This is a genomic window from Lacimicrobium alkaliphilum (assembly GCF_001466725.1).
GTDB lineage: Bacteria > Pseudomonadota > Gammaproteobacteria > Enterobacterales > Alteromonadaceae > Lacimicrobium > Lacimicrobium alkaliphilum_B.
The window spans coordinates 2,481,584-2,499,196 of the sequence record NZ_CP013650.1; the positions used below are offsets into that span (position 1 = coordinate 2,481,584).

Consider the following 17,613-nt stretch of genomic DNA (forward strand, 5'->3'; position numbering starts at 1 on the left):
TTGATTTAGGCCCACTAAACCTTCAAAAATTTGCCTTGCCTGCGCGCTTTCTGAACTCTCGCTGGTGTTGTTTATTTAAACTATATGGTGCTCTAATGCGTATATTGATTGTAGAAGATGACAGTCGCCTGCTCACTCAGTTAGACCAGTTGATGCAGCAAAATGGCTACAGCGTTGATCTGGCCGATGATGGCGAGAAAGCCCTTTACCTGTTTAAAGAGTACCCCTATGACCTGGCGATTATCGATATCGGACTACCGATATTGGATGGTCTGGAGCTTATCCGCCGTGTTCGCCAGCAAAAAATACTCAGTCCAATCCTGATACTCACAGCGCGGGACAGATGGCAGGAGAAAGTCGAAGGCCTGGAAGCCGGTGCCGATGACTATCTGACCAAACCTTTTTACAACGAAGAACTGCTGGCAAGGGCTAAAGCCCTGATCCGCCGTGCAGCGGGGCAACCTAATCCTGCGCTTGAGAAAGGGCCGATCCGGCTCGATACCCTGTCAGAAGAAGTGTTCGTCGACGGGCAGGCGGTAGAGCTGACCGCTTACGAGTACCGTGTACTCGAGTACCTGTTAATGAATCCGAACAAGATCATTTCCAAGACCGAACTGACCGAGCATATCTATGATCAGGATTTTGATCTGGACAGCAACGTCATCGAGGTATTCGTCGGGCGGCTGCGCAAGAAACTGGATCCTGACAACCAAATCAAACCAATCGAAACCCTGCGTGGCCGGGGTTATCGGATCAATCGTCAGTTATGACCAAATGGTCCCTCAAGGGCCGCAGTCTGGCCGCTGGGGTACTGGTGCTGGTGATCTTTTTTCCCCTCGTTGCACTGGTTCTGGAACAAGCCTTCAGCAATAGCCTCAGTCAGTCCATGGAAGAGCAATTGAGATTGCAGAACCTGGGCCTTATCTCTGAATTTGAGGTGATACAGGGTGAGATCCAGATGCCTGAGCAGCTGTTTAACAATAGCCTCAACATCCCAGATTCAGGTACTTACGCGCTGATTTCCATGCACAAACTGCCGCTCTGGGAGTCAGATTCCACCCTCAACTGGAGTCATATCCCTGAGTTAGACCGGCCTGATGTGGGGGAGGAAATGTTTGTCTCACGGCAAATTGACGGGATAAAGTTCTTTCAGTTCAGCTATACCGCAGAGTTTGAGGATAGGGATTTTATGTTTCCTGTTACCTTTCATATTCTGCAGGAACGGCGGCTGTTTGACAGAGAAGTCAGTGCCTACCGGGCAACCTTGTGGCAATGGCTTGGGCTGATTTCTTTGTTACTGATCGCCTTATTGGTGTTCAGCCTGTATGCGGCTCTGAGACCGATAAGCCAATTGGTAAGCCAGATCAGTGATGTGGAAAAAGGCAAATGTCACCGTCTTTCAGGAACCTTCCCGCCGGAGCTGGAACACCTGAAAACAAGCCTCAACCACCTGCTGGATTCCGAACTGCAACAGCGTCAACGCTATTACAATAGCCTCGGTGATCTGGCTCACAACCTGAAAACGCCACTGGCGCTGCTAAAAGGTAACGACCAGGTGATGCAAGTCGCCAACCAGCCCGTAGAACAAATCGACAACATTATCAGTCGTCAGTTAAAACGGGCGGTAGCCGGTGCCGGCAGTGGCTGGCAGCAGAAAGTTGCCTTGTCGGACTTACTGCAACAGATTATCAGTGCGATGAAAAAGGTTTACGCTGATAAGAAGCTTGATATTGAGCTGTTGGATGACGCGCAAGCTGAACTGGCTGCTGACAAAACCGATTTAATGGAGCTTTTCGGCAACCTGATTGATAACGCCTGCAAGGCTGCGCGCAGACAGGTTCGTATCAGCTTGCAACAAAACGATAAGGTACTGGTGTTAATGATTGAAGACGACGGTCCCGGAATCCATCCGGAACAACGCCAGCAAATCCTCAACCGCGGTACACGGCTTGACAGTTATCCCGGCGGCCAGGGCCTTGGTATGGCCATTGTCACAGATCTTGTCAATGCCTATCAGGGCAAACTGGAAATAGCCGACTCATCCTTAGGAGGTAACCTTTTCAGGATCAGGTTTAGCACTGATTTCACTGCCATCACCGAGTAACACCGCAAACCAGTTCCCACCATGGGTTGATTCCAGGGCTATTTTCACAATCATGGTCAGAGGTACCGACAACAGCATTCCAACTGTACCTAACAGCCAGCCCCAGAATATCAACGACAGAAATACGACCAATGTGGACAAGCCCAGCCCCCGCCCCATAAATTTAGGCTCAATCATATTGCCCATCAGCGTATTCAGTGCAATATAAAACAACGCCACCACCCCTGCCATTGCCGGGCCAAGCTGAACAAAGGCAAGCAACACCGCTGGCACTGCGGCGAGAATCGAGCCGATATTAGGAATATAATTAAGTAAAAACGCCAGAACCGCCCATAACATAAAATGATCCAGTCCCAGGAGGTAGAGCACCACTCCCACGATAGCTCCGGTTATCAGACTGATTAGTGTCTTTATCACCAGATAGTTTTTAACGGATGTCAGAAACCTGTCTACCTGTTTAATTTTTATGTCCGGATTCGCCAGCGCAATATGCACTTTTTTCGGTATGGTGTCCGCCTCAAACAGCATAAACACCACTGTCAGCAGAATCAGAAAGAAGTTAGTCATCACCGAGCCCAGGCTGGTAAGCAGATTGCTCGCCATGTTCATCGCCAGTCCAGGATCCAGATAGGATAATAACTGGGTTCTGTCTATCTGAATATTCAGGGTTGATAACTGCGCCGCCATCCATGCCAGTTCATTAGCCAGTTGGGATTTATACTCGGGTAAGTTAAGGGTGAAATCGTTCATGGATTGACCAACCAGTCCGGCCAGCATAAATCCAAATATGACAATAATCAGTATTACTAATGCTACCGATACGGCTTTGGGTATTCGGTACTGCGTCGCCCGCCGGATAATGGGATTACAGGCGATGGCGATAAACATCGATAACAGGAAAGGGACAACGATAGCGCTGGCGGCCTTAATGCCTGCCAAAACAACGATCAGGGAGGCCATCGTCAACAATACCTTGAGACTGGAGCTGCTCTTTATTTCCATTATTCACAAGTCAACCGTGTGTGCTTGTGGCAAAATTAACAGAAATACCTGAGGTTTAATACCAATATACCAATCTGTAGATTACCTCAGGCAGACAAAGGAAATTAATAAAAATGACACTAAACCCGGCCACAATCCGTATTAAGAACCTGCGCTTACGCACTTATATTGGGATTAAACCCGATGAAGTAGATAATAAGCAGGACGTACTGATCAATGTTAAAATTCGCTACCGGGCTGAACAGGCAACCAGTTCTGATGATATGCAGGACGCGCTGAACTATCGCACCATCACCAAGCGCATTATTGAACTGGTGGAAAACAACCGCTTTTCTTTGTTGGAAAAACTCACTTCAGAGATACTGGCGATTGCCGCAGAACATCCATGGGTAATCTATGCAGAGGCCGAAGTAGACAAACCTCATGCCCTTCGCTTTGCTGATTCGGTCTCTCTGTGCTTATCTTGTGGTAACAGTGAATAACACTAAGCAAGTGAGAATCTTATGCAGATCCTGATGACAGGCGGTACCGGACTGATAGGTTCAAGACTTCTGTCCCGCTTCCCGGAAGGCCATCAGATTACGGTACTGACCCGCAACCTGGCGGAAGCACAAATGGCGCTGGGGCGACGGGCCCGCTGGCTGTCCTCACTCAAATCTCTGAGTAATCTGGATGAATACGACGCCGTCATTAATCTGGCCGGCGAGCCGATAGCAGACAGTCGCTGGAGCACCGAGCAGAAAGAACGTATTTGCCAGAGCCGCTGGGAAATCACCCAAAAACTGGTGGATCTTTGCCAGGCGGGCAACAATCCGCCAAAAGTGTTCTTAAGTGGTTCAGCGATTGGTTACTACGGGCGCCAGGGTGATGAATTTATCAGTGAATATCACCAGGATTGCTACGATGAATTCAGCCACAGATTGTGTAAGAAATGGGAAGAGATCGCCCTGCAGGCTGAATCGGATTCAACCCGGGTCTGTCTGCTGCGCACAGGTATTGTGCTAAGCCGCAGAGGGGGAGCACTGGTCAAAATGATGCCCGCCTTTAAGTTTGGCCTCGGTGGCCCTATGGGAAACGGGCAGCAGTATATGTCCTGGATCCATATCAGCGATATGGTTGCCGCTATCCTGTTTTTACTTGAACAGCCCGATTGCCAGGGGCCATACAACCTCACGGCTCCCAACCCGGTAACCAATCAGGAATTCAGCCAGATCCTGGCTAAGGCCCTGCACCGCCCTTGTCTGTTCAGAATGCCGGCCTTTGTGGTCAGAATCCTGTTTGATGAGATGTCTGATCTGTTGTTATACGGTCAGCGGGTGCTGCCGAAAAGGCTACAGGAAGCCGGCTTTCACTTTCAGCATCAACATCTTGATGAAGCACTAAAAAGCCTGCAGTTACGCTGAATAAAAGCGCAACTGCAGCATTCAGGTTAAACCATACGCCTTAGCAACTGACTGGTGTTCAGAGACAACAACCGCCAGCAGCTTATGGCGCCAAGCAGCCCCACCACAACGGCACCGCTCGCCGGTGCTAACAACCAATACTGCCAGTGCACAGTCGTTTGCATATTAAAGACCTGGCTTTGCAAAAGGTACAGCGCCAGTTCATTCGCCACTGCAGCCATGGCTCCGGCCACAATACCGATAATGATAAACTCGGCAATCACGCTCATGCGGATCATCAGGCCTCTGGCACCGAGAGTTCGCAATATGGCCAGCTCCTGCTGTCGCTCATCCATGCTTGATTGCACCTGAGCCACCAATACCAGGGCCCCTGCACATAGCACCAGAACCAGAATAAACTCCACCGCCAGGGACACCTGGGAAACAATACTGCGCAACTGATTAATCCGCGCATCCACATCAAACAGCGTCACTGTGGGAAAAGGCGACATTAACTGTCCGAGCATGGCTTTTTGCTCAGTGGGTAAGTGAAAACTGGTAATGTAGGTAGGCGAGAACGCTTCCATGGCGGCAGGCTCCAGCACAAAGAAGAAGTTAGGCTGCATGGTTTGCCAGTTTACTTCCCGCAAACTGCCCACCTCTGCCCTGACCACCTCACTGCCGATATTAAAATGCAACAGATCGCCCAGCTTAATATCCAGCCTCTCAGCCACCTGAGACTCCACAGACACCTGATAGGGTCTCTCTTCGCTGGTACTGTCACCATGCCAGCTACCAGCCACAATACGATTTTCATGCTGCAGCGTATCGCTCCAGGTCAGGTTGGCCTCTCTGCCCAATCCGCGTCGACCACTTTCATCCTCTTCTTTGGTCACTTCGGTGCGAATGGTGTCATCATTGATGGCCACAAAACGTCCGCGCACCACCGGATAAAACTTCTCCATCTGCAGGTTGCGCTCGGAAAAATGAGACTCTATCACCGGTCGCTGCTGATCAGTGATATTGATCATAAAATAATTCGGCGTGCCTTCAGGCAATTGGTCCTGCCACTGTTGCACCATGTCATTGCGCATCACCAGTACTACCAGCAGTAACATGATGGTAATGGCAAAGCTGATCAGTTGTACCGAGTTATCCATGGCTCGGCGCTGGATCCGCGCCCAGGCCAGTTGCCAGGCACCCATGCGACCCTGCCCCAGCTTACGCCCCAGCCATATCAGCACCATAGTCACAGCTAACAGCACCAAGGCCAGCACCAGTCCGGTCATCAGCAAAATCAGACTGATTTTCAGATCGCCGCTGTAGGCCCACATCAGCATAAAAATAGCGCTGCCTGCGGCAAGAAACTGGGTGATTCTGGAGCCCATACTGGCACCAAGATCACGCCTTAACACCCTTAAGGGCGGCACTGAAAACAGCTTCATCAACGGATAAAGGGAGAACAGCATGGCACAAACCACACCAGTGAAAACGGCAATGAAAAATGGCCGCCAGTGCCAGGCATCCAGTGCCACCGGCACCCTTTCTGCAATCAGCTGGGCCACCAGATGCTGTGCACCAAAGCCAATCCCGGCACCTATTACAATGCCCAAAGTGGCGATAAAGACAATTTGCAGCAGGTAGATCTTTCTGACCATATTACCGGGCGCACCCAGGGTTTTCATGATCGCTACAGGATCGTAATGACGATGGCTGTAACGCTGCGCTGCAACGGCGATAGATACCGAAGCCAGTACGATGGCCAGCAGGCTGGCCAGCAGAAAATACTGTTCGGCCCGGCGCACAGAACGCCCCAGCGGCGAATCATCGTCTTTTACCGAACGCCAGTAATGCAGTTCCCTGTCCAGCTGTGGTTCCAGCCATTCATAATAGGCATCCAGTGCACTGTCTTGGCCACTGAACATAGTGTCATAATCTGTGCGGCTACCCGGCCCGCTGATCCCCGTCGCAGCAAGATCCTGCAGCGGCATTAATACCAGCGGATCACCGCCAAACACGTTAAAGCCGCCATCGGGCAATTCGCTGATCACGGCGCTGACAATAAATTCCCGTTCGCCAATCTCAACCTTGTCGCCCTTTTTGATGCCAAGCACCTGAAACAGGCGGGAGTCCAGCCATACTTCACCGGATTGCGGCAAGGTGGTCACAGCTTTGCCTATGCCAAAGGGTTCATCGGCGAGTTTAATGGTACCTTTGAGGGGATAGGCATTGTCCACGGCCCGCACATCCGCGAGCATCAGTTCGTCATTGGCAAATACCATTGAGCGCATCTGCACCCTTTGGGCGGTGTTCAGGCCCTCCTGCTTTGCCTTTTCCAGCCATTCCTGTGGTACCGGCTTGTCTGAGCCCAGCAAGCGGTCGGCAGCGAGAAACTCGGCGGTTCTGTCGGTCAGTGCCGTTTGCAGTCGCTCACTGAACAGAGATAACGACAAAACTGCAGCCACAGACAGAATAATCGCCAGCAGAATAACCGTAAGCTCTCCGCGACGGGCTTCATGGTGGAACAATCGCCAGGAAAGAGTCAGGGCTGTGCGGTTGTGATTAGCCGACATAGCGCTGCTCCGCACTCTGCTGTTCACCGGTATCTTCACTCAGGGTACCGGCATGCATCTGCAACTGTCTGTCACAACGAGAGGCAAGCTCGGTGTCATGGGTCACCAGCACTAAAGTCGTACCGGCCTGACGGTTAAGTTCAAACAACAGTTTTTCTACTTTATCACCATTAGCTGCATCCAGATTACCGGTAGGCTCATCGGCAAACAGGATCTTAGGGCGGGTGATAAAAGCCCGGGCAATCGCCACACGCTGCTGCTCGCCGCCACTGAGCTGATTGGGATAATGACTGGCCCGATGATCCAGCCCTACCTGTTTCAGGGCTTCCAGTGCCGCCTCCCGGGGCCTGGGCATGCCACTGATCTCTGCCGGCAACATCACATTTTCCAGTGCCGTCAGACTTTGTACCAGCATAAAGCTCTGGAAAATAAAGCCGACCTTGTCACCGCGCATTCTGGCTCTGGCCTCTTCATCCAACTGATGCAGGGGCTCATCGTCGAGATAAATTTCACCTTCAGTGACCTGATCCAAACCGGCAAGCAGACCCAATAAAGTAGATTTACCTGAGCCGGACGCGCCGACGATGGCAACCGACTCACCGGAGTTGACATCAAAGCTGATTGGCTGAAGGATCTGTAACTCGCCTTCGGTGGTATTCACTATTTTGGTGATGGCCCTGGTACGAATCATACTTTTTGGAGTCCCATTCATTGTGTTGTCATTTCTCAAGATTATCTTAACCCTTATACCCTTGTTGTTGTTTTCAGATCAACTCAAGGCAGAACAGGTCAGGTTACTGATTCTGGGTGACAGCCTAAGCGCTGCCTACGGAATGAAGCAAGAGCAAGGCTGGGTAACATTGTTACAGGATGCGTTTGAACCAAAGGGCATCAGGGTAATCAATGCTGCCATAAGCGGTGAAACCACTGATGGTGGTCTGGCCCGTCTGCCCCGCTTGCTGGAACAGCATCAGCCCAGCCACGTATTAATTGAGCTCGGCGGCAATGACGGCCTGCGCGGTTATCCGGTCAGTAAATTAAAAACCAATATCAGTGCCATGATCACTATGGCCAAAGACCGGGATATCAAGGTGATACTGCAACAAATGCAAATCCCTACCAACTTTGGCAGGCGTTATAACCAGATGTTTACCAACGCCTTTACAACCCTGGCAGAACAACATGATGTTCCACTCGTGCCTTTTTTCCTGAAGGACATAGCCCTGGATGACAAAATGATGCAAAAAGATCGCATTCACCCCAGTGTTGAAGCACAGCCGGTTATCGCCCGCTTTATGCAGGAACAACTGGAACCGCTGCTGGTCCGGTGAAAGACAAAAGGCGGTGACATGGTCTATTATTAACGAACGGTTAAACAAAGAGGTCAGTAACTATGGAAATCGGTTCAGCGGTTGGCAACAATGTACAGACAGTCCAGCCTCAACCTGCACAGCAACAGCAAACACAATTAGCAGATCAGCAGCAGCGTCAGGCAGAAGTGGAAGTGGCGCAGCTGGAAACTCCGTCTCAGGCACCTGACCCGGGCCAGAGAATCGGCAGTGTAATCGACACCCAGGTGTGAAATTTATCCAGATTAAAATGTGAAAAAGGCCGGTATTGACCGGCCTTTTGCTTTGCTATGGCCTGATATAACCCTGGGGTTTATCCTGGCTCAGAGTCAGATAGCGGTCTCTGAGTTTGGTCTGACGGGACTCCAGTCTGATTTCCTGACCGCGGATAATCACCTGTTCCGGTGCTTCCATCACCTGCAGAGGATCGCCTGACCAGATCACCACATCTGCCACTTTTCCGGACTCAAGGCTGCCATACTCCTGTTCAATTCCCAGCAGTCGTGCCGTATTGATGGTCAGTGCTGCCAGCCCCTGTTGCCAGGGTAAACCGTTCGCCACGGCGTTACCGGCATGCTGAGTGGCCAGACGCAGATTGTGAGTATCCATACCAATGGAAACACTGACACCTGCGGCGTCCAGTCTGCCGGCATTGGCCATCGTTGCACCAAGCTGATCAAAGCTGCCGGGCAGATTGGCTTCAGGATCCAGCACAACAGGTATTTGCGCCTGTGCGATGGCATCGGCAACCCGCCAGGCTTCGGTGGCATACAATAAGGCCAGTTTCAGCTGCGGATGGCGCTGTTTAAGCGCAATCACCTGAAGAATATCGGCTTTGCGTCTGGCATCGATAAATAGCGGCATCTCACCGGATACAACCGGCAATAAGGCGTTGACATCTTCCTTACTGAGCTTACCGTGCCACTCATCTTTCGGGGCGAGGACATTACCTTGTAAGGACATCGCCTCGGCCAGCGCATTTTCCAGCTTTGGCCATAATGCCGCGCGGCTGCCGCCGTTATCATCGGCGCCGCCGTTATCCACCGCAAGGGTCATAAAAGCACTTCTTTTAACCAGATTATTATCATCCCCCAGACTGAAAACACCGCCCTGGCCACCAAAAAGACTATGGGTACCAGACATCCCTGAAGCGGTGACGGTAAAGCCTTCAATGCGGCTCACCGGGATCAGAGTAGAATCCGGGTTAAAGGCATAGCTGACATCCAGCGCCGCACCATAAGGTGAGTAATCTTCACTTTTGGCACTGGCGTCTACCGTTCCTGCTGACATGCCCACTTCCACCAGCCCCAGGGAGGTATACGCGCCAATCAATCCGGGCGTGACAATCTTATCGGTCGCATCGATAACCCGGTAGCCCTGAGGGGCATCCAGTTGCTCAGAAACCGACTCAACCCGGCCATCTTTAATCAGTACAGTGCCTTTCTCCACACTGCCCTGCTCAGACATGGTGTGCACATAACCACCAATGATGGCAATATTCTCTGCCTGGGCAGAAAAACAGCCCAGAGCTGTAAGTAATACTATGGCTGCCTGTTTCATTTTACGTCTCCTTCACCGGGTTGACCCAATTCAAAATCCTGTACCGGCCAGCTGTCCGGATCCTGGCGATCATAAGCCAGGCCACCGTCAATATAGACCCGCTCGGCCTGTGCATAGGTAGAGAAAGGATCGGTACTCCAAAGCACCAAATCGGCATTTTTGCCCGTTTCCAGCGAGCCGGTCTGGTCAAAGATTCCCAGTGATTTCGCAGGATTAGCCGACAACCACTGCCAGGCTTCGGCTTTGGATATTTCAATACCGGCCCGTAAGCCGTCACCCAGGGCTTTAGCCGCTTCCTGGTTGAGACGCTGAATACCCAGATCATCATCTGAGTGAACAATGGCGCAGGCACCGCCGTTGTGAACCATGGGGACATTCTCACGGATGCCATCATAGGCTTCCATCTTAAAGCCCCACCAGTCAGCCCACATGGCTGAACAGACATTATTCTCGGCTAATAAATCGGTAATCTTGTAAGACTCTACCGCATGCTGGAAAGAGGCAATCTGATACTCAAATTCTTTCATCAGATCCATCATGATGGCCATTTCATCTGCCCGATAGCAATGCATGTGCACCATGATCTCACCGTCCAGCACCCCGACCAGCGTATCCATGGTCAAATCCCGTTTAGGTGCCTTAGGATTCTTGCCTGCCTTATGTTCGGCACGATATTTTTCCCACTGACGTTTGTAATCCTGAGCGTCTGCCCAGGCCTGACGATACCCGGCCACATTACCCATGCGAGTCGCCGGGCCACCTTTGTCGCCGTATACCCGCTTAGGGTTCTCGCCACAAGCCATCTTCAGGCCATAGGGCGCATCGGGAAACTTCATCGACTGTACGGTACGATCGGGCAGATTCTTGACCGTTATTGCACGGCCGCCCACGAGATTGGCCGAACCAGGCAGGATCTGCAGCGCGGTGACTCCGCCCGCCAGGGCGCGACTGAAACCCGCATCCTGCACCCAGATAGAATGTTCGGCCCAGACCTCTGCCGTGACCGGCTTAGTCATTTCATTCCCATCAGAATGAGAATGGGTACCAGGCGAAGGGTAGACCCCTAAGTGGCTGTGCACATCAATGATGCCGGGGGTAACCCATTTATCAGTGCCATCTATAATTTGTGCATTTTCCGGGATCTGAATATCTGCGCCTACGGCCACCACTTTTCCGTTCTCAAATAGCACAGAGGCACCTTCCACCATACCGCCCACACCATCGAGCAGGGTCACATTAGTGATGGCGGTAGCAGGTGATGGCAAGGGAGTGTAGGTACTGGGATAGGGATCTTTGTCTATTTCTACCAGCGCGGGCTGATCTTTACTCGCCTGCTGCCCGCAGGCAGCCAGCATGGCCGCCGATACAGCGGCGAGCAGAATTCGGGTTGAACCTTTCATATTGTTATTTTCCTCAAAGGTGCATTATTGGCAACTACGTGCTGTCGTTGCCGCCAACTTGTAGACTTCAATAGAACAAAATAATCAATATTGATCAATAACAGTGCGACAGAGCGGCATAAATTACCGTTGAGTCAGGCAAGGCAGAATCTCACCGGCGGTTTTCAGCGTGCGGATCTGCTCAAACAACTGGTGGGCTTCGCTGTACTGTCTTTTCAGATACCCCAGCCATTGCTTGATGCGGTTTGGATAATAACGCCCCTTGTCGCCGTATATTTCATAACCTGAATAATTCACCAACAGGACTTTCACTTCATCCCAGCCCATGGGCGAGGCACCACGGATCACCTGTGCCAGGTTTGGCAACGCCAGTGCACCACGGCCAAGCATAATATCCTCGCAAAGGGATTGTTGCTGACAGGCCAGCGCATCCGCCCTGCTCCATATTTCGCCATTGGCCACCACCGGGACACTGACCTGCTCACGGATGCGGGCTATCCAGTCCCAGTATGCCGGTGGTTTATAACCTTCCGCCTTGGTTCTGGCATGCACAGTAATCAGATCTGCACCGGCGGCTTCCAGGGCCAGGGCATTGTCGATAGCCAGCGCTTTATCTTCAAAGCCCAGACGCATTTTTGCCGTCACCATATGCTGCTTATCTACAGCACTGCGCACCGCACTGACAATGGCGTACAGGCTCCGGGTTTCCTTCAGCAGAACGGCGCCACCTTTACTCTTATTGACTGTCTTGGCCGGACAACCGAAATTAAGATCAACACCATGGGAGCCGAGACTGACAGCACGTACGGCGTTTTCTGCAAGGTATCCGGGATCCTGTCCCAGCAACTGCACTCTCACCGGCGTACCGGCACTGGTGAGGCCCTGCTGTTTAAGCTCAGGACAAAGCCGATAGAACACTTTTGGAGGGAGTAGCTGATCAACAATCCTGACAAACTCAGTGACACAGAGATCATAGCCGCCGATTCTGGTCAACATATCGCGCATCAGATGATCAACTACCCCTTCCATCGGCGCCAGTGTGATATGCATACAGCCTGTACTTTTACTTGGTCTGAAAAGAGGCGCAGTGTAGCATGTGGGTAATGCCGGACAGTACCCAAAAGATTCACTCAAAATGACCATACTGGATTTTCTCGCCCTCGGCTGGTTCTTAATCATCTGGAGCGGCTATACCCTGTTTGCCAAGAAGCAGGCAAAGCACCGACACTGCCTTGCAGCAGAGCTGAGGGCTAAGCGCAATCAGTGGATGACGCAGATGCTGCTGAGGGAAAACCGGGTCGCAGATGTTTCAATTATCTCGACCCTGGAGCGCAATATTACTTTCTTTGCCTCCAGTTCACTGCTTATCCTCGCTGGCCTGCTGACGGCGATGGCCTCCGTGGACAAACTCAGTACCATGTTGCAGCAACTGGCGTTGTCTACACCCAATACCAATCTTCAGATCCAGCTCAAGTTGCTGTTACTGATCAGTATTTTTGTGTTTGCATTTTTCCAGTTTACCTGGTCTTTGCGTCAGTACGGTTTTGCCGGGGTACTGGTCGGAGCGGCGCCTGACGGCAGGAAGCTTTCAGAAGAAGAAGTGCAAAGTTATGCCAACCGCTCCGCTAAGGTCATCGATCAGGCCGGACACTCCTTTAATTACGGATTGCGTTCCATCTACTTCTCGCTGTCGACCCTGACCTGGTTTGTGGATCCCAGGCTGTTTATGCTGGCCTGTGTGGTAACCATGCTGATCCTGTATCTGCGGGAGTTTCATTCAAGGGTACTCAAAGCCCTTAAGGAATAGATAAATGGGTGCGCATACTTCGTCCTGTCACTAAATTTTACAACTACTTGTGGCAGGAATTGCCTTTGAAGCGACCTGCTGAGTAGCCAATAACAGCACCAAGGGTACCCAATGCAAAGGCATACAGGGGGGTAATGACAAAATCCATGTTAGTCGATGACAGGTTGACAGCCTTTACACTGCCCTGCCACAACCACATGCTGTGACAATACAAAAGAGCGATACTACATCCTGCGATAAACCCATTTACCCCGGCGTAATTCGCATCCTCACCAAGGGTATGCTCATGCTTGAGCCATAACCAGGCGACGATCAACGGAGAAATAACCCATGGAAACAACAGGTTAATAAGTACACCCTGAGTAATATAGCAACCAGCTGCAAGCACAATCATCCAGATCCTGACTGCCCTGTCCCCATTCATTGTTATCCCCCGCGATATGACGTGTTATTGACATTGGTATTATTTTTCACTAACGCAGGAGGAAACAAAGCAAGAAACAGTCCAGCATGTCACTGTAATATGCTACAAAATGTCTTTATCCTCAGTGATTAAGTACTTTTGCCGGTTCAATACGTGAGGCTTTTACAGCAGGATAAAGGGTCGCCAGTACGCTTAGTGATAATGCGATCACGGCGGTAATCATCACCTCCGCAGGTTTCACTTGTGAGGGCAGAAAATCGATAAAGTAGATATCTCCTGATAACAACTGAACACCGATAAGATTCTCCAGCCACAATGCCAGCTCAGACAAATAGACTGACACCAGCACCCCACTGAGAATGCCGGCCAGAGTGCCGATCAGGCCATTGAACACCCCCTGCAGCATAAAGCTCTGGATGATCAGGCTATCCCTGGCCCCCAGGGTTTTGAGCATGGCAATCTCATGCCTCTTGTCATTGACCGCCATCACCAGTGTCGAGACGATATTAAAACAGGCCACAGCGATCAGCAGCGTCAGCGCCAGATAAACCACTGCCCGCACCAGTTGAATATCCTGATAAAGATGACCATGAGTACGGGTCCAGTCAGAAATATATACATGCTGTTCAAAGGCAAATCCGAGCTCCCGCATCAACTCAGGGGCGACAAAGGGATCACTGAACCCAAATTCCAGCCCCTGTGCGCCATAATCAACACCGAGAACCTGTGACGCCTTAGCCAGATGAACCATAGCCAGATGGTTATCCAGCTCTCCGCCTATACGCAGCGTACCGGCCACTTCAAACCAGACTGACTTAGGTGGCTTAAATCCACCCTGCATACGTTGCTGAGGCATCAGCAGCTGAATTTTCTGGCCGGGTTGCACATCCAGTTTGTCCAATACACCCTGCCCCAGCAAAATACTATTGGCCTCCGATGAAAACCTTTGCCACTGTTCCGGGCTTGTCATTTCCCGGATACGGGCCTGTTTCTGGCTATCAGTCTGAATTCCCGTGACTTCCACCGCCTTCATCCTGGTGCCGGTTTGCACCATAGCCATCATCTTGGTCACTGGTGCCAGATAAGCAATACGTGGATCCTGTTGCAGCACATCGCTATGTTGCTGCCAGTTCTGCATACCTTTTGGCGATACGGCGATCAGTTCGCCGTGGGGAATAACCGCTAACAGACGATCTTTAAGCTCTTTTTCGAAGCCATTCATCACAGATAACAACAGGATCATCACAAAACAACCCAGTGCTATACCCACAGTAGAAGACGCTGAAATAAAAGAGGCGAAGCCATTCTGACCTTTGCCCTGACGAAAACGCCAGGCCAGCTGAATGCCGAGTAAACTCATGAGGCAACCAGCTTCCCATCGTGCAGGGTCAGAGAACGATCCAGGCGCTGGGCCAAATCCAGATCATGGGTGACCACGATAAAGCTGGTGCCGAGATCACTGGTCAGTCCGCGTAGTAATTCATACACGGCTTCTGCGGTTTTGTTATCAAGATTGCCGGTAGGCTCATCGGCCAGCACCAGCGACGGCTCATTCACCAGTGCCCTGGCAATCGCCACTCTTTGTCTTTCACCGCCTGATAGCTGCGATGGGCGGTGTTCACAGCGCAGGCCTAAGCCTACTTTGTCAAGCATCAGCCGGGCTTTGTCTTCCGCTTGTTGGGTTGGTTTACGGGCAATCAGAAGCGGCATCGCGACATTTTCAAGGGCCGTGAACTCAGGAAGAAGATGATGAAACTGGTAAATAAAGCCAAGACTCGCATTACGAAATGCCGCCTGCTGGGCGGCGTTAAACTGGTAAATATCCTGCCCTTTGAACAGCACCTTGCCTGCAGTGGGTGTGTCCAGCGCACCCAGCAAATGCAACAGCGTACTCTTACCGGAACCGGAACTGCCCACCACCGCAAGCTGCTCTTTGCGATTCAGACTAAAACTGATGTTATCCAGCACCTTTACCGGTGCCGGCCCTTCATCATATTGCTTGGCGAGTTGTTCACAAACTAATAACTGGGGTTCAGACATCTGATTTCCTATTCCGCTCTGAGCGCATCGGCCGGCTGCATTCTGATAGCGCGAATGGCCGGATAGAGAGTGGCAGCCACGCACAGCACCAACGACAGTATTACCATCACACTCACCTGCGACCATTGCAGGTCAATGGGCAGGCCCGCTCCGTTGCCGGGCATCACCTGAACCCCGAACAGGCCCAGAAGATTATTAAGCTGCAAGGTTAACAGGGCCCCAAAAATCAGCCCCAGCAAGGTGCCTTTAATGCCATTGTACAAACCGCTGAGCATAAAAATTCGCATCAGTCCCGGGCCGGTCATTCCCTGAGTACGCAGAATAGCGATGTCGCCCTTTTTCTCGGTGACCACCATCACCAGTGAAGAAACAATGTTAAACGCCGCCACGGCGATAATCAGTAACAACATCAGCGACATCATATTTTTCTCCATTTTTACCGCATCAAACAAAGGTCCCTGTCGCTGTCGCCAGTTCTGACTGCTAAGGCCCTGTTTATCCAGAGTTTCCTTAACGTCCTGCCAGGCAAAAGGCTCTTTCAGATACAGACGTGTTGAGGCCAGTTCTTCCGTCGAGCTGCGCAGCAACCTGGCCCCGTCCTGCAGGTGAATGAGGACCACTTTATCATCCAGTTCAGAGCCCACATCGAAAAGCCCCGTGACGGTGAACTGCCGTTGGCTCGGCATACGCCCGAACGGCGTATAAACACTGGCATCGGCGGAAATCAGCCGCACCGTATCACCGAGCCCCAGTGACAACGCCGCTGCCAGGGGCCGGCCGAGAACAACACCGTACTCGCCGGGTTTCAGATCGACCATCTCGCCAGCGAGCATACTGTTACTGATGATATCCTGCTGTGGCTGGGTTTGCGGGTCAACCGCCTGTATCATCACTCCCCTGAGTCCACCAGGAGACTGTAGCAGCCCTTCGGATTCAATCACCTGCGACTGGGCCTGGATAGCGGGAATTTGCTCAGATAGCTTGGCTATTCGGGCCTCAGGCTGGTTGCGGGTATCGACGATAAAATGTGGCGTGATACCCAATATGCGGGTTTTCAGATCCGCCTCAAAACCATTCATCACTGAAGAGATAGTAATTAATGCGGCCAGTCCCAGAGCAATACCTGCCACCGAAAAAAAATTGATAAAGGCAATAAAGGGATTGCCTTTACTGGCTCTGGCATAGCGGAATCCGATAAAAGCTGTGACTGGATAATACACTGTATAAAATAAGGCCGGGATACAGCCTGATACAGGCTGGATATTTATTGTTGGCCGATAATAGGTGTAAGCTAGGGCACAATCAAGGCCCGTATAGTAATGGAGTCTCCATGGAAAAACTGACGCTGGAACAGAAGCAGCAGCAATTTAATGATTTTTTCCGCATTAAACACCCGATCAAAGCCACGATGCGCGAGTTGGGCGAGGACTTTGTATTGCCAGAGCCCGACCAACTCAATGACGCTATGCCTTATGCTTTTCGTATTGCCAGTGAAATGTCCGCTCTGGAAACCGCGGCATTGAGGCCTCTGCGCAACCTGGGCGAACATGCTGCCGAACTGGTCAGTTTTCTGAATCATCAGTCCCGCAAAATAGATCTGATGATGTCCTATGTTCTGCAACAACAAATGGCCGATGAATATCAATACAGCACCGCGGCCTTTGGTGGCGGTGGACTGATCCTGGTCAGTGATAAGCCGGTAAATTTACAGCAACAATGTGAGTTGCGCCTGTTTCTGGAAGAAGAAGCCTGCGGTGTTTTCTGCTACGGCGAAGTTATCGCTTGCGAGAAAATCGAGGATCAGTACCATATCTCGCTGTTTTTCAGCTGTATCAGGGAAGAAGATCAGGAACTGCTGGTAAGAGCCAGCCTGCATCTGCAAACCCAACAGTTAAAGAAAAGAAAGCAGGCTGATAAAGATGCCTGACCGTCAAACATTGTATTGGCTTCAGGCCTGAATCAGATTGCGCTG

At 51.3% G+C, this 17,613-nt stretch carries 18 protein-coding genes; 8 read left to right on the plus strand and 10 right to left on the minus strand.

Annotated elements, in window-relative coordinates; genetic code table 11:
• Window positions 1-95 precede the first annotated feature (95 nt).
• Together AT746_RS11295 and AT746_RS11300 are read left to right on the plus strand one after the other, a co-directional pair.
• Window positions 96-770: a response regulator transcription factor gene (locus AT746_RS11295; protein WP_062480364.1), complete on the plus strand. Its 675-nt coding sequence runs from the start codon at window positions 96-98 to the stop codon at window positions 768-770.
• Window positions 767-2,104: an ATP-binding protein gene (locus AT746_RS11300; RefSeq protein ID WP_062480366.1), complete on the plus strand. Its 1,338-nt coding sequence runs from the start codon at window positions 767-769 to the stop codon at window positions 2,102-2,104. The genes AT746_RS11295 and AT746_RS11300 overlap by 4 nt, the downstream gene beginning before the upstream one ends.
• Here AT746_RS11300 and AT746_RS11305 read toward each other — a convergent pair.
• Window positions 2,045-3,106, minus strand: a complete 1,062-nt coding sequence (locus AT746_RS11305; RefSeq protein ID WP_082633245.1) for an AI-2E family transporter — start codon at window positions 3,104-3,106, stop codon at window positions 2,045-2,047. The genes AT746_RS11300 and AT746_RS11305 overlap by 60 nt on opposite strands.
• A 113-nt stretch (window positions 3,107-3,219) precedes the next feature.
• Between AT746_RS11305 and folX the strand changes: the two genes are divergently transcribed.
• Window positions 3,220-3,588: a dihydroneopterin triphosphate 2'-epimerase gene (folX, locus tag AT746_RS11310; RefSeq protein WP_062480370.1), complete on the plus strand. Its 369-nt coding sequence runs from the start codon at window positions 3,220-3,222 to the stop codon at window positions 3,586-3,588.
• A 21-nt stretch (window positions 3,589-3,609) separates the two neighbouring features.
• Window positions 3,610-4,509, plus strand: a complete 900-nt coding sequence (locus AT746_RS11315; RefSeq protein ID WP_062480372.1) for a TIGR01777 family oxidoreductase — start codon at window positions 3,610-3,612, stop codon at window positions 4,507-4,509.
• A gap of 26 nt (window positions 4,510-4,535) precedes the next feature.
• Here the strand turns inward: AT746_RS11315 and AT746_RS11320 are convergent, their stop codons facing one another.
• Both AT746_RS11320 and AT746_RS11325 read right to left on the minus strand, forming a co-directional pair.
• On the minus strand, window positions 4,536-7,061 hold the full coding sequence (locus AT746_RS11320) for an ABC transporter permease (RefSeq protein WP_062480374.1): 2,526 nt from the start codon (window positions 7,059-7,061) through the stop codon (window positions 4,536-4,538).
• Window positions 7,051-7,752, minus strand: coding sequence for an ABC transporter ATP-binding protein (locus AT746_RS11325; protein WP_062480376.1), 702 nt, complete (start codon window positions 7,750-7,752; stop codon window positions 7,051-7,053). Before AT746_RS11325 ends, AT746_RS11320 begins: the two co-directional genes overlap by 11 nt.
• 22 nt (window positions 7,753-7,774) lie before the next feature.
• Between AT746_RS11325 and AT746_RS11330 the strand changes: the two genes are divergently transcribed.
• Both AT746_RS11330 and AT746_RS11335 read left to right on the plus strand, forming a co-directional pair.
• Window positions 7,775-8,392, plus strand: a complete 618-nt coding sequence (locus AT746_RS11330; RefSeq protein ID WP_420480293.1) for an arylesterase — start codon at window positions 7,775-7,777, stop codon at window positions 8,390-8,392.
• 62 nt (window positions 8,393-8,454) lie between these two features.
• Window positions 8,455-8,643, plus strand: coding sequence for a hypothetical protein (locus AT746_RS11335; RefSeq protein ID WP_062480378.1), 189 nt, complete (start codon window positions 8,455-8,457; stop codon window positions 8,641-8,643).
• Window positions 8,644-8,698: 55 nt separating this feature from the next.
• Here AT746_RS11335 and AT746_RS11340 read toward each other — a convergent pair whose 3' ends face one another.
• The 3 genes from AT746_RS11340 to AT746_RS11350 form a co-directional block, all read right to left on the minus strand.
• On the minus strand, window positions 8,699-9,970 hold the full coding sequence (locus AT746_RS11340) for an amidohydrolase family protein (protein WP_062480381.1): 1,272 nt from the start codon (window positions 9,968-9,970) through the stop codon (window positions 8,699-8,701).
• Entirely contained in the window at window positions 9,967-11,370 is a 1,404-nt protein-coding gene (locus tag AT746_RS11345) for an amidohydrolase (RefSeq protein WP_062480382.1), read from the minus strand. The genes AT746_RS11340 and AT746_RS11345 overlap by 4 nt, the downstream gene beginning before the upstream one ends.
• 123 nt (window positions 11,371-11,493) lie before the next feature.
• A complete protein-coding gene (locus tag AT746_RS11350) occupies window positions 11,494-12,420 on the minus strand; it encodes a tRNA-dihydrouridine synthase (protein WP_062480384.1) in 927 nt (308 codons plus the stop codon).
• Between the two features lie 85 nt (window positions 12,421-12,505).
• On the opposite strand from AT746_RS11350, the gene AT746_RS11355 reads away from it, so the two are divergent.
• Window positions 12,506-13,177: a DUF599 domain-containing protein gene (locus AT746_RS11355; protein WP_062484164.1), complete on the plus strand. Its 672-nt coding sequence runs from the start codon at window positions 12,506-12,508 to the stop codon at window positions 13,175-13,177.
• A gap of 43 nt (window positions 13,178-13,220) precedes the next feature.
• Here the strand turns inward: AT746_RS11355 and AT746_RS11360 are convergent, their stop codons facing one another.
• The 4 genes from AT746_RS11360 to AT746_RS11375 form a co-directional block, all read right to left on the minus strand.
• Window positions 13,221-13,571: a hypothetical protein gene (locus AT746_RS11360; protein ID WP_062480386.1), complete on the minus strand. Its 351-nt coding sequence runs from the start codon at window positions 13,569-13,571 to the stop codon at window positions 13,221-13,223.
• Window positions 13,572-13,722: 151 nt separating this feature from the next.
• Complete coding sequence (gene lolE / locus AT746_RS11365; RefSeq protein ID WP_062480388.1) at window positions 13,723-14,961, minus strand: lipoprotein-releasing ABC transporter permease subunit LolE; 1,239 nt, start codon at window positions 14,959-14,961, stop codon at window positions 13,723-13,725.
• On the minus strand, window positions 14,958-15,641 hold the full coding sequence (lolD, locus tag AT746_RS11370) for a lipoprotein-releasing ABC transporter ATP-binding protein LolD (RefSeq protein WP_062480390.1): 684 nt from the start codon (window positions 15,639-15,641) through the stop codon (window positions 14,958-14,960). The genes lolE and lolD overlap by 4 nt, the downstream gene beginning before the upstream one ends.
• 8 nt (window positions 15,642-15,649) lie before the next feature.
• Window positions 15,650-16,861 (minus strand): lipoprotein-releasing ABC transporter permease subunit, encoded by a 1,212-nt coding sequence (locus tag AT746_RS11375; protein WP_062480392.1) that lies wholly within the window; start codon window positions 16,859-16,861, stop codon window positions 15,650-15,652.
• Window positions 16,862-16,971: 110 nt separating this feature from the next.
• Between AT746_RS11375 and AT746_RS11380 the strand changes: the two genes are divergently transcribed.
• Window positions 16,972-17,568, plus strand: a complete 597-nt coding sequence (locus AT746_RS11380; protein WP_062480394.1) for a PilZ domain-containing protein — start codon at window positions 16,972-16,974, stop codon at window positions 17,566-17,568.
• The last annotated feature ends 45 nt before the right edge of the window (window positions 17,569-17,613 follow it).

Excerpts from the sequence above, each read along its gene's own strand:
- AT746_RS11295 (WP_062480364.1), top strand. The coding sequence starts at position 96 with ATGCGTATATTGATTGTAGAAGATGACAGTCGCCTGCTCACTCAGTTA.
- AT746_RS11300 (WP_062480366.1), top strand. The coding sequence starts at position 767 with ATGACCAAATGGTCCCTCAAGGGCCGCAGTCTGGCCGCTGGGGTACTG.
- AT746_RS11305 (WP_082633245.1), bottom strand. The coding sequence starts at position 3,106 with ATGGAAATAAAGAGCAGCTCCAGTCTCAAGGTATTGTTGACGATGGCC.
- folX (WP_062480370.1), top strand. The coding sequence starts at position 3,220 with ATGACACTAAACCCGGCCACAATCCGTATTAAGAACCTGCGCTTACGC.
- AT746_RS11315 (WP_062480372.1), top strand. The coding sequence starts at position 3,610 with ATGCAGATCCTGATGACAGGCGGTACCGGACTGATAGGTTCAAGACTT.
- AT746_RS11320 (WP_062480374.1), bottom strand. The coding sequence starts at position 7,061 with ATGTCGGCTAATCACAACCGCACAGCCCTGACTCTTTCCTGGCGATTG.
- AT746_RS11325 (WP_062480376.1), bottom strand. The coding sequence starts at position 7,752 with ATGATTCGTACCAGGGCCATCACCAAAATAGTGAATACCACCGAAGGC.
- AT746_RS11335 (WP_062480378.1), top strand. The coding sequence starts at position 8,455 with ATGGAAATCGGTTCAGCGGTTGGCAACAATGTACAGACAGTCCAGCCT.
- AT746_RS11340 (WP_062480381.1), bottom strand. The coding sequence starts at position 9,970 with ATGAAACAGGCAGCCATAGTATTACTTACAGCTCTGGGCTGTTTTTCT.
- AT746_RS11345 (WP_062480382.1), bottom strand. The coding sequence starts at position 11,370 with ATGAAAGGTTCAACCCGAATTCTGCTCGCCGCTGTATCGGCGGCCATG.
- AT746_RS11350 (WP_062480384.1), bottom strand. The coding sequence starts at position 12,420 with ATGCATATCACACTGGCGCCGATGGAAGGGGTAGTTGATCATCTGATG.
- AT746_RS11355 (WP_062484164.1), top strand. The coding sequence starts at position 12,506 with ATGACCATACTGGATTTTCTCGCCCTCGGCTGGTTCTTAATCATCTGG.
- AT746_RS11360 (WP_062480386.1), bottom strand. The coding sequence starts at position 13,571 with ATGATTGTGCTTGCAGCTGGTTGCTATATTACTCAGGGTGTACTTATT.
- lolE (WP_062480388.1), bottom strand. The coding sequence starts at position 14,961 with ATGAGTTTACTCGGCATTCAGCTGGCCTGGCGTTTTCGTCAGGGCAAA.
- lolD (WP_062480390.1), bottom strand. The coding sequence starts at position 15,641 with ATGTCTGAACCCCAGTTATTAGTTTGTGAACAACTCGCCAAGCAATAT.
- AT746_RS11380 (WP_062480394.1), top strand. The coding sequence starts at position 16,972 with ATGGAAAAACTGACGCTGGAACAGAAGCAGCAGCAATTTAATGATTTT.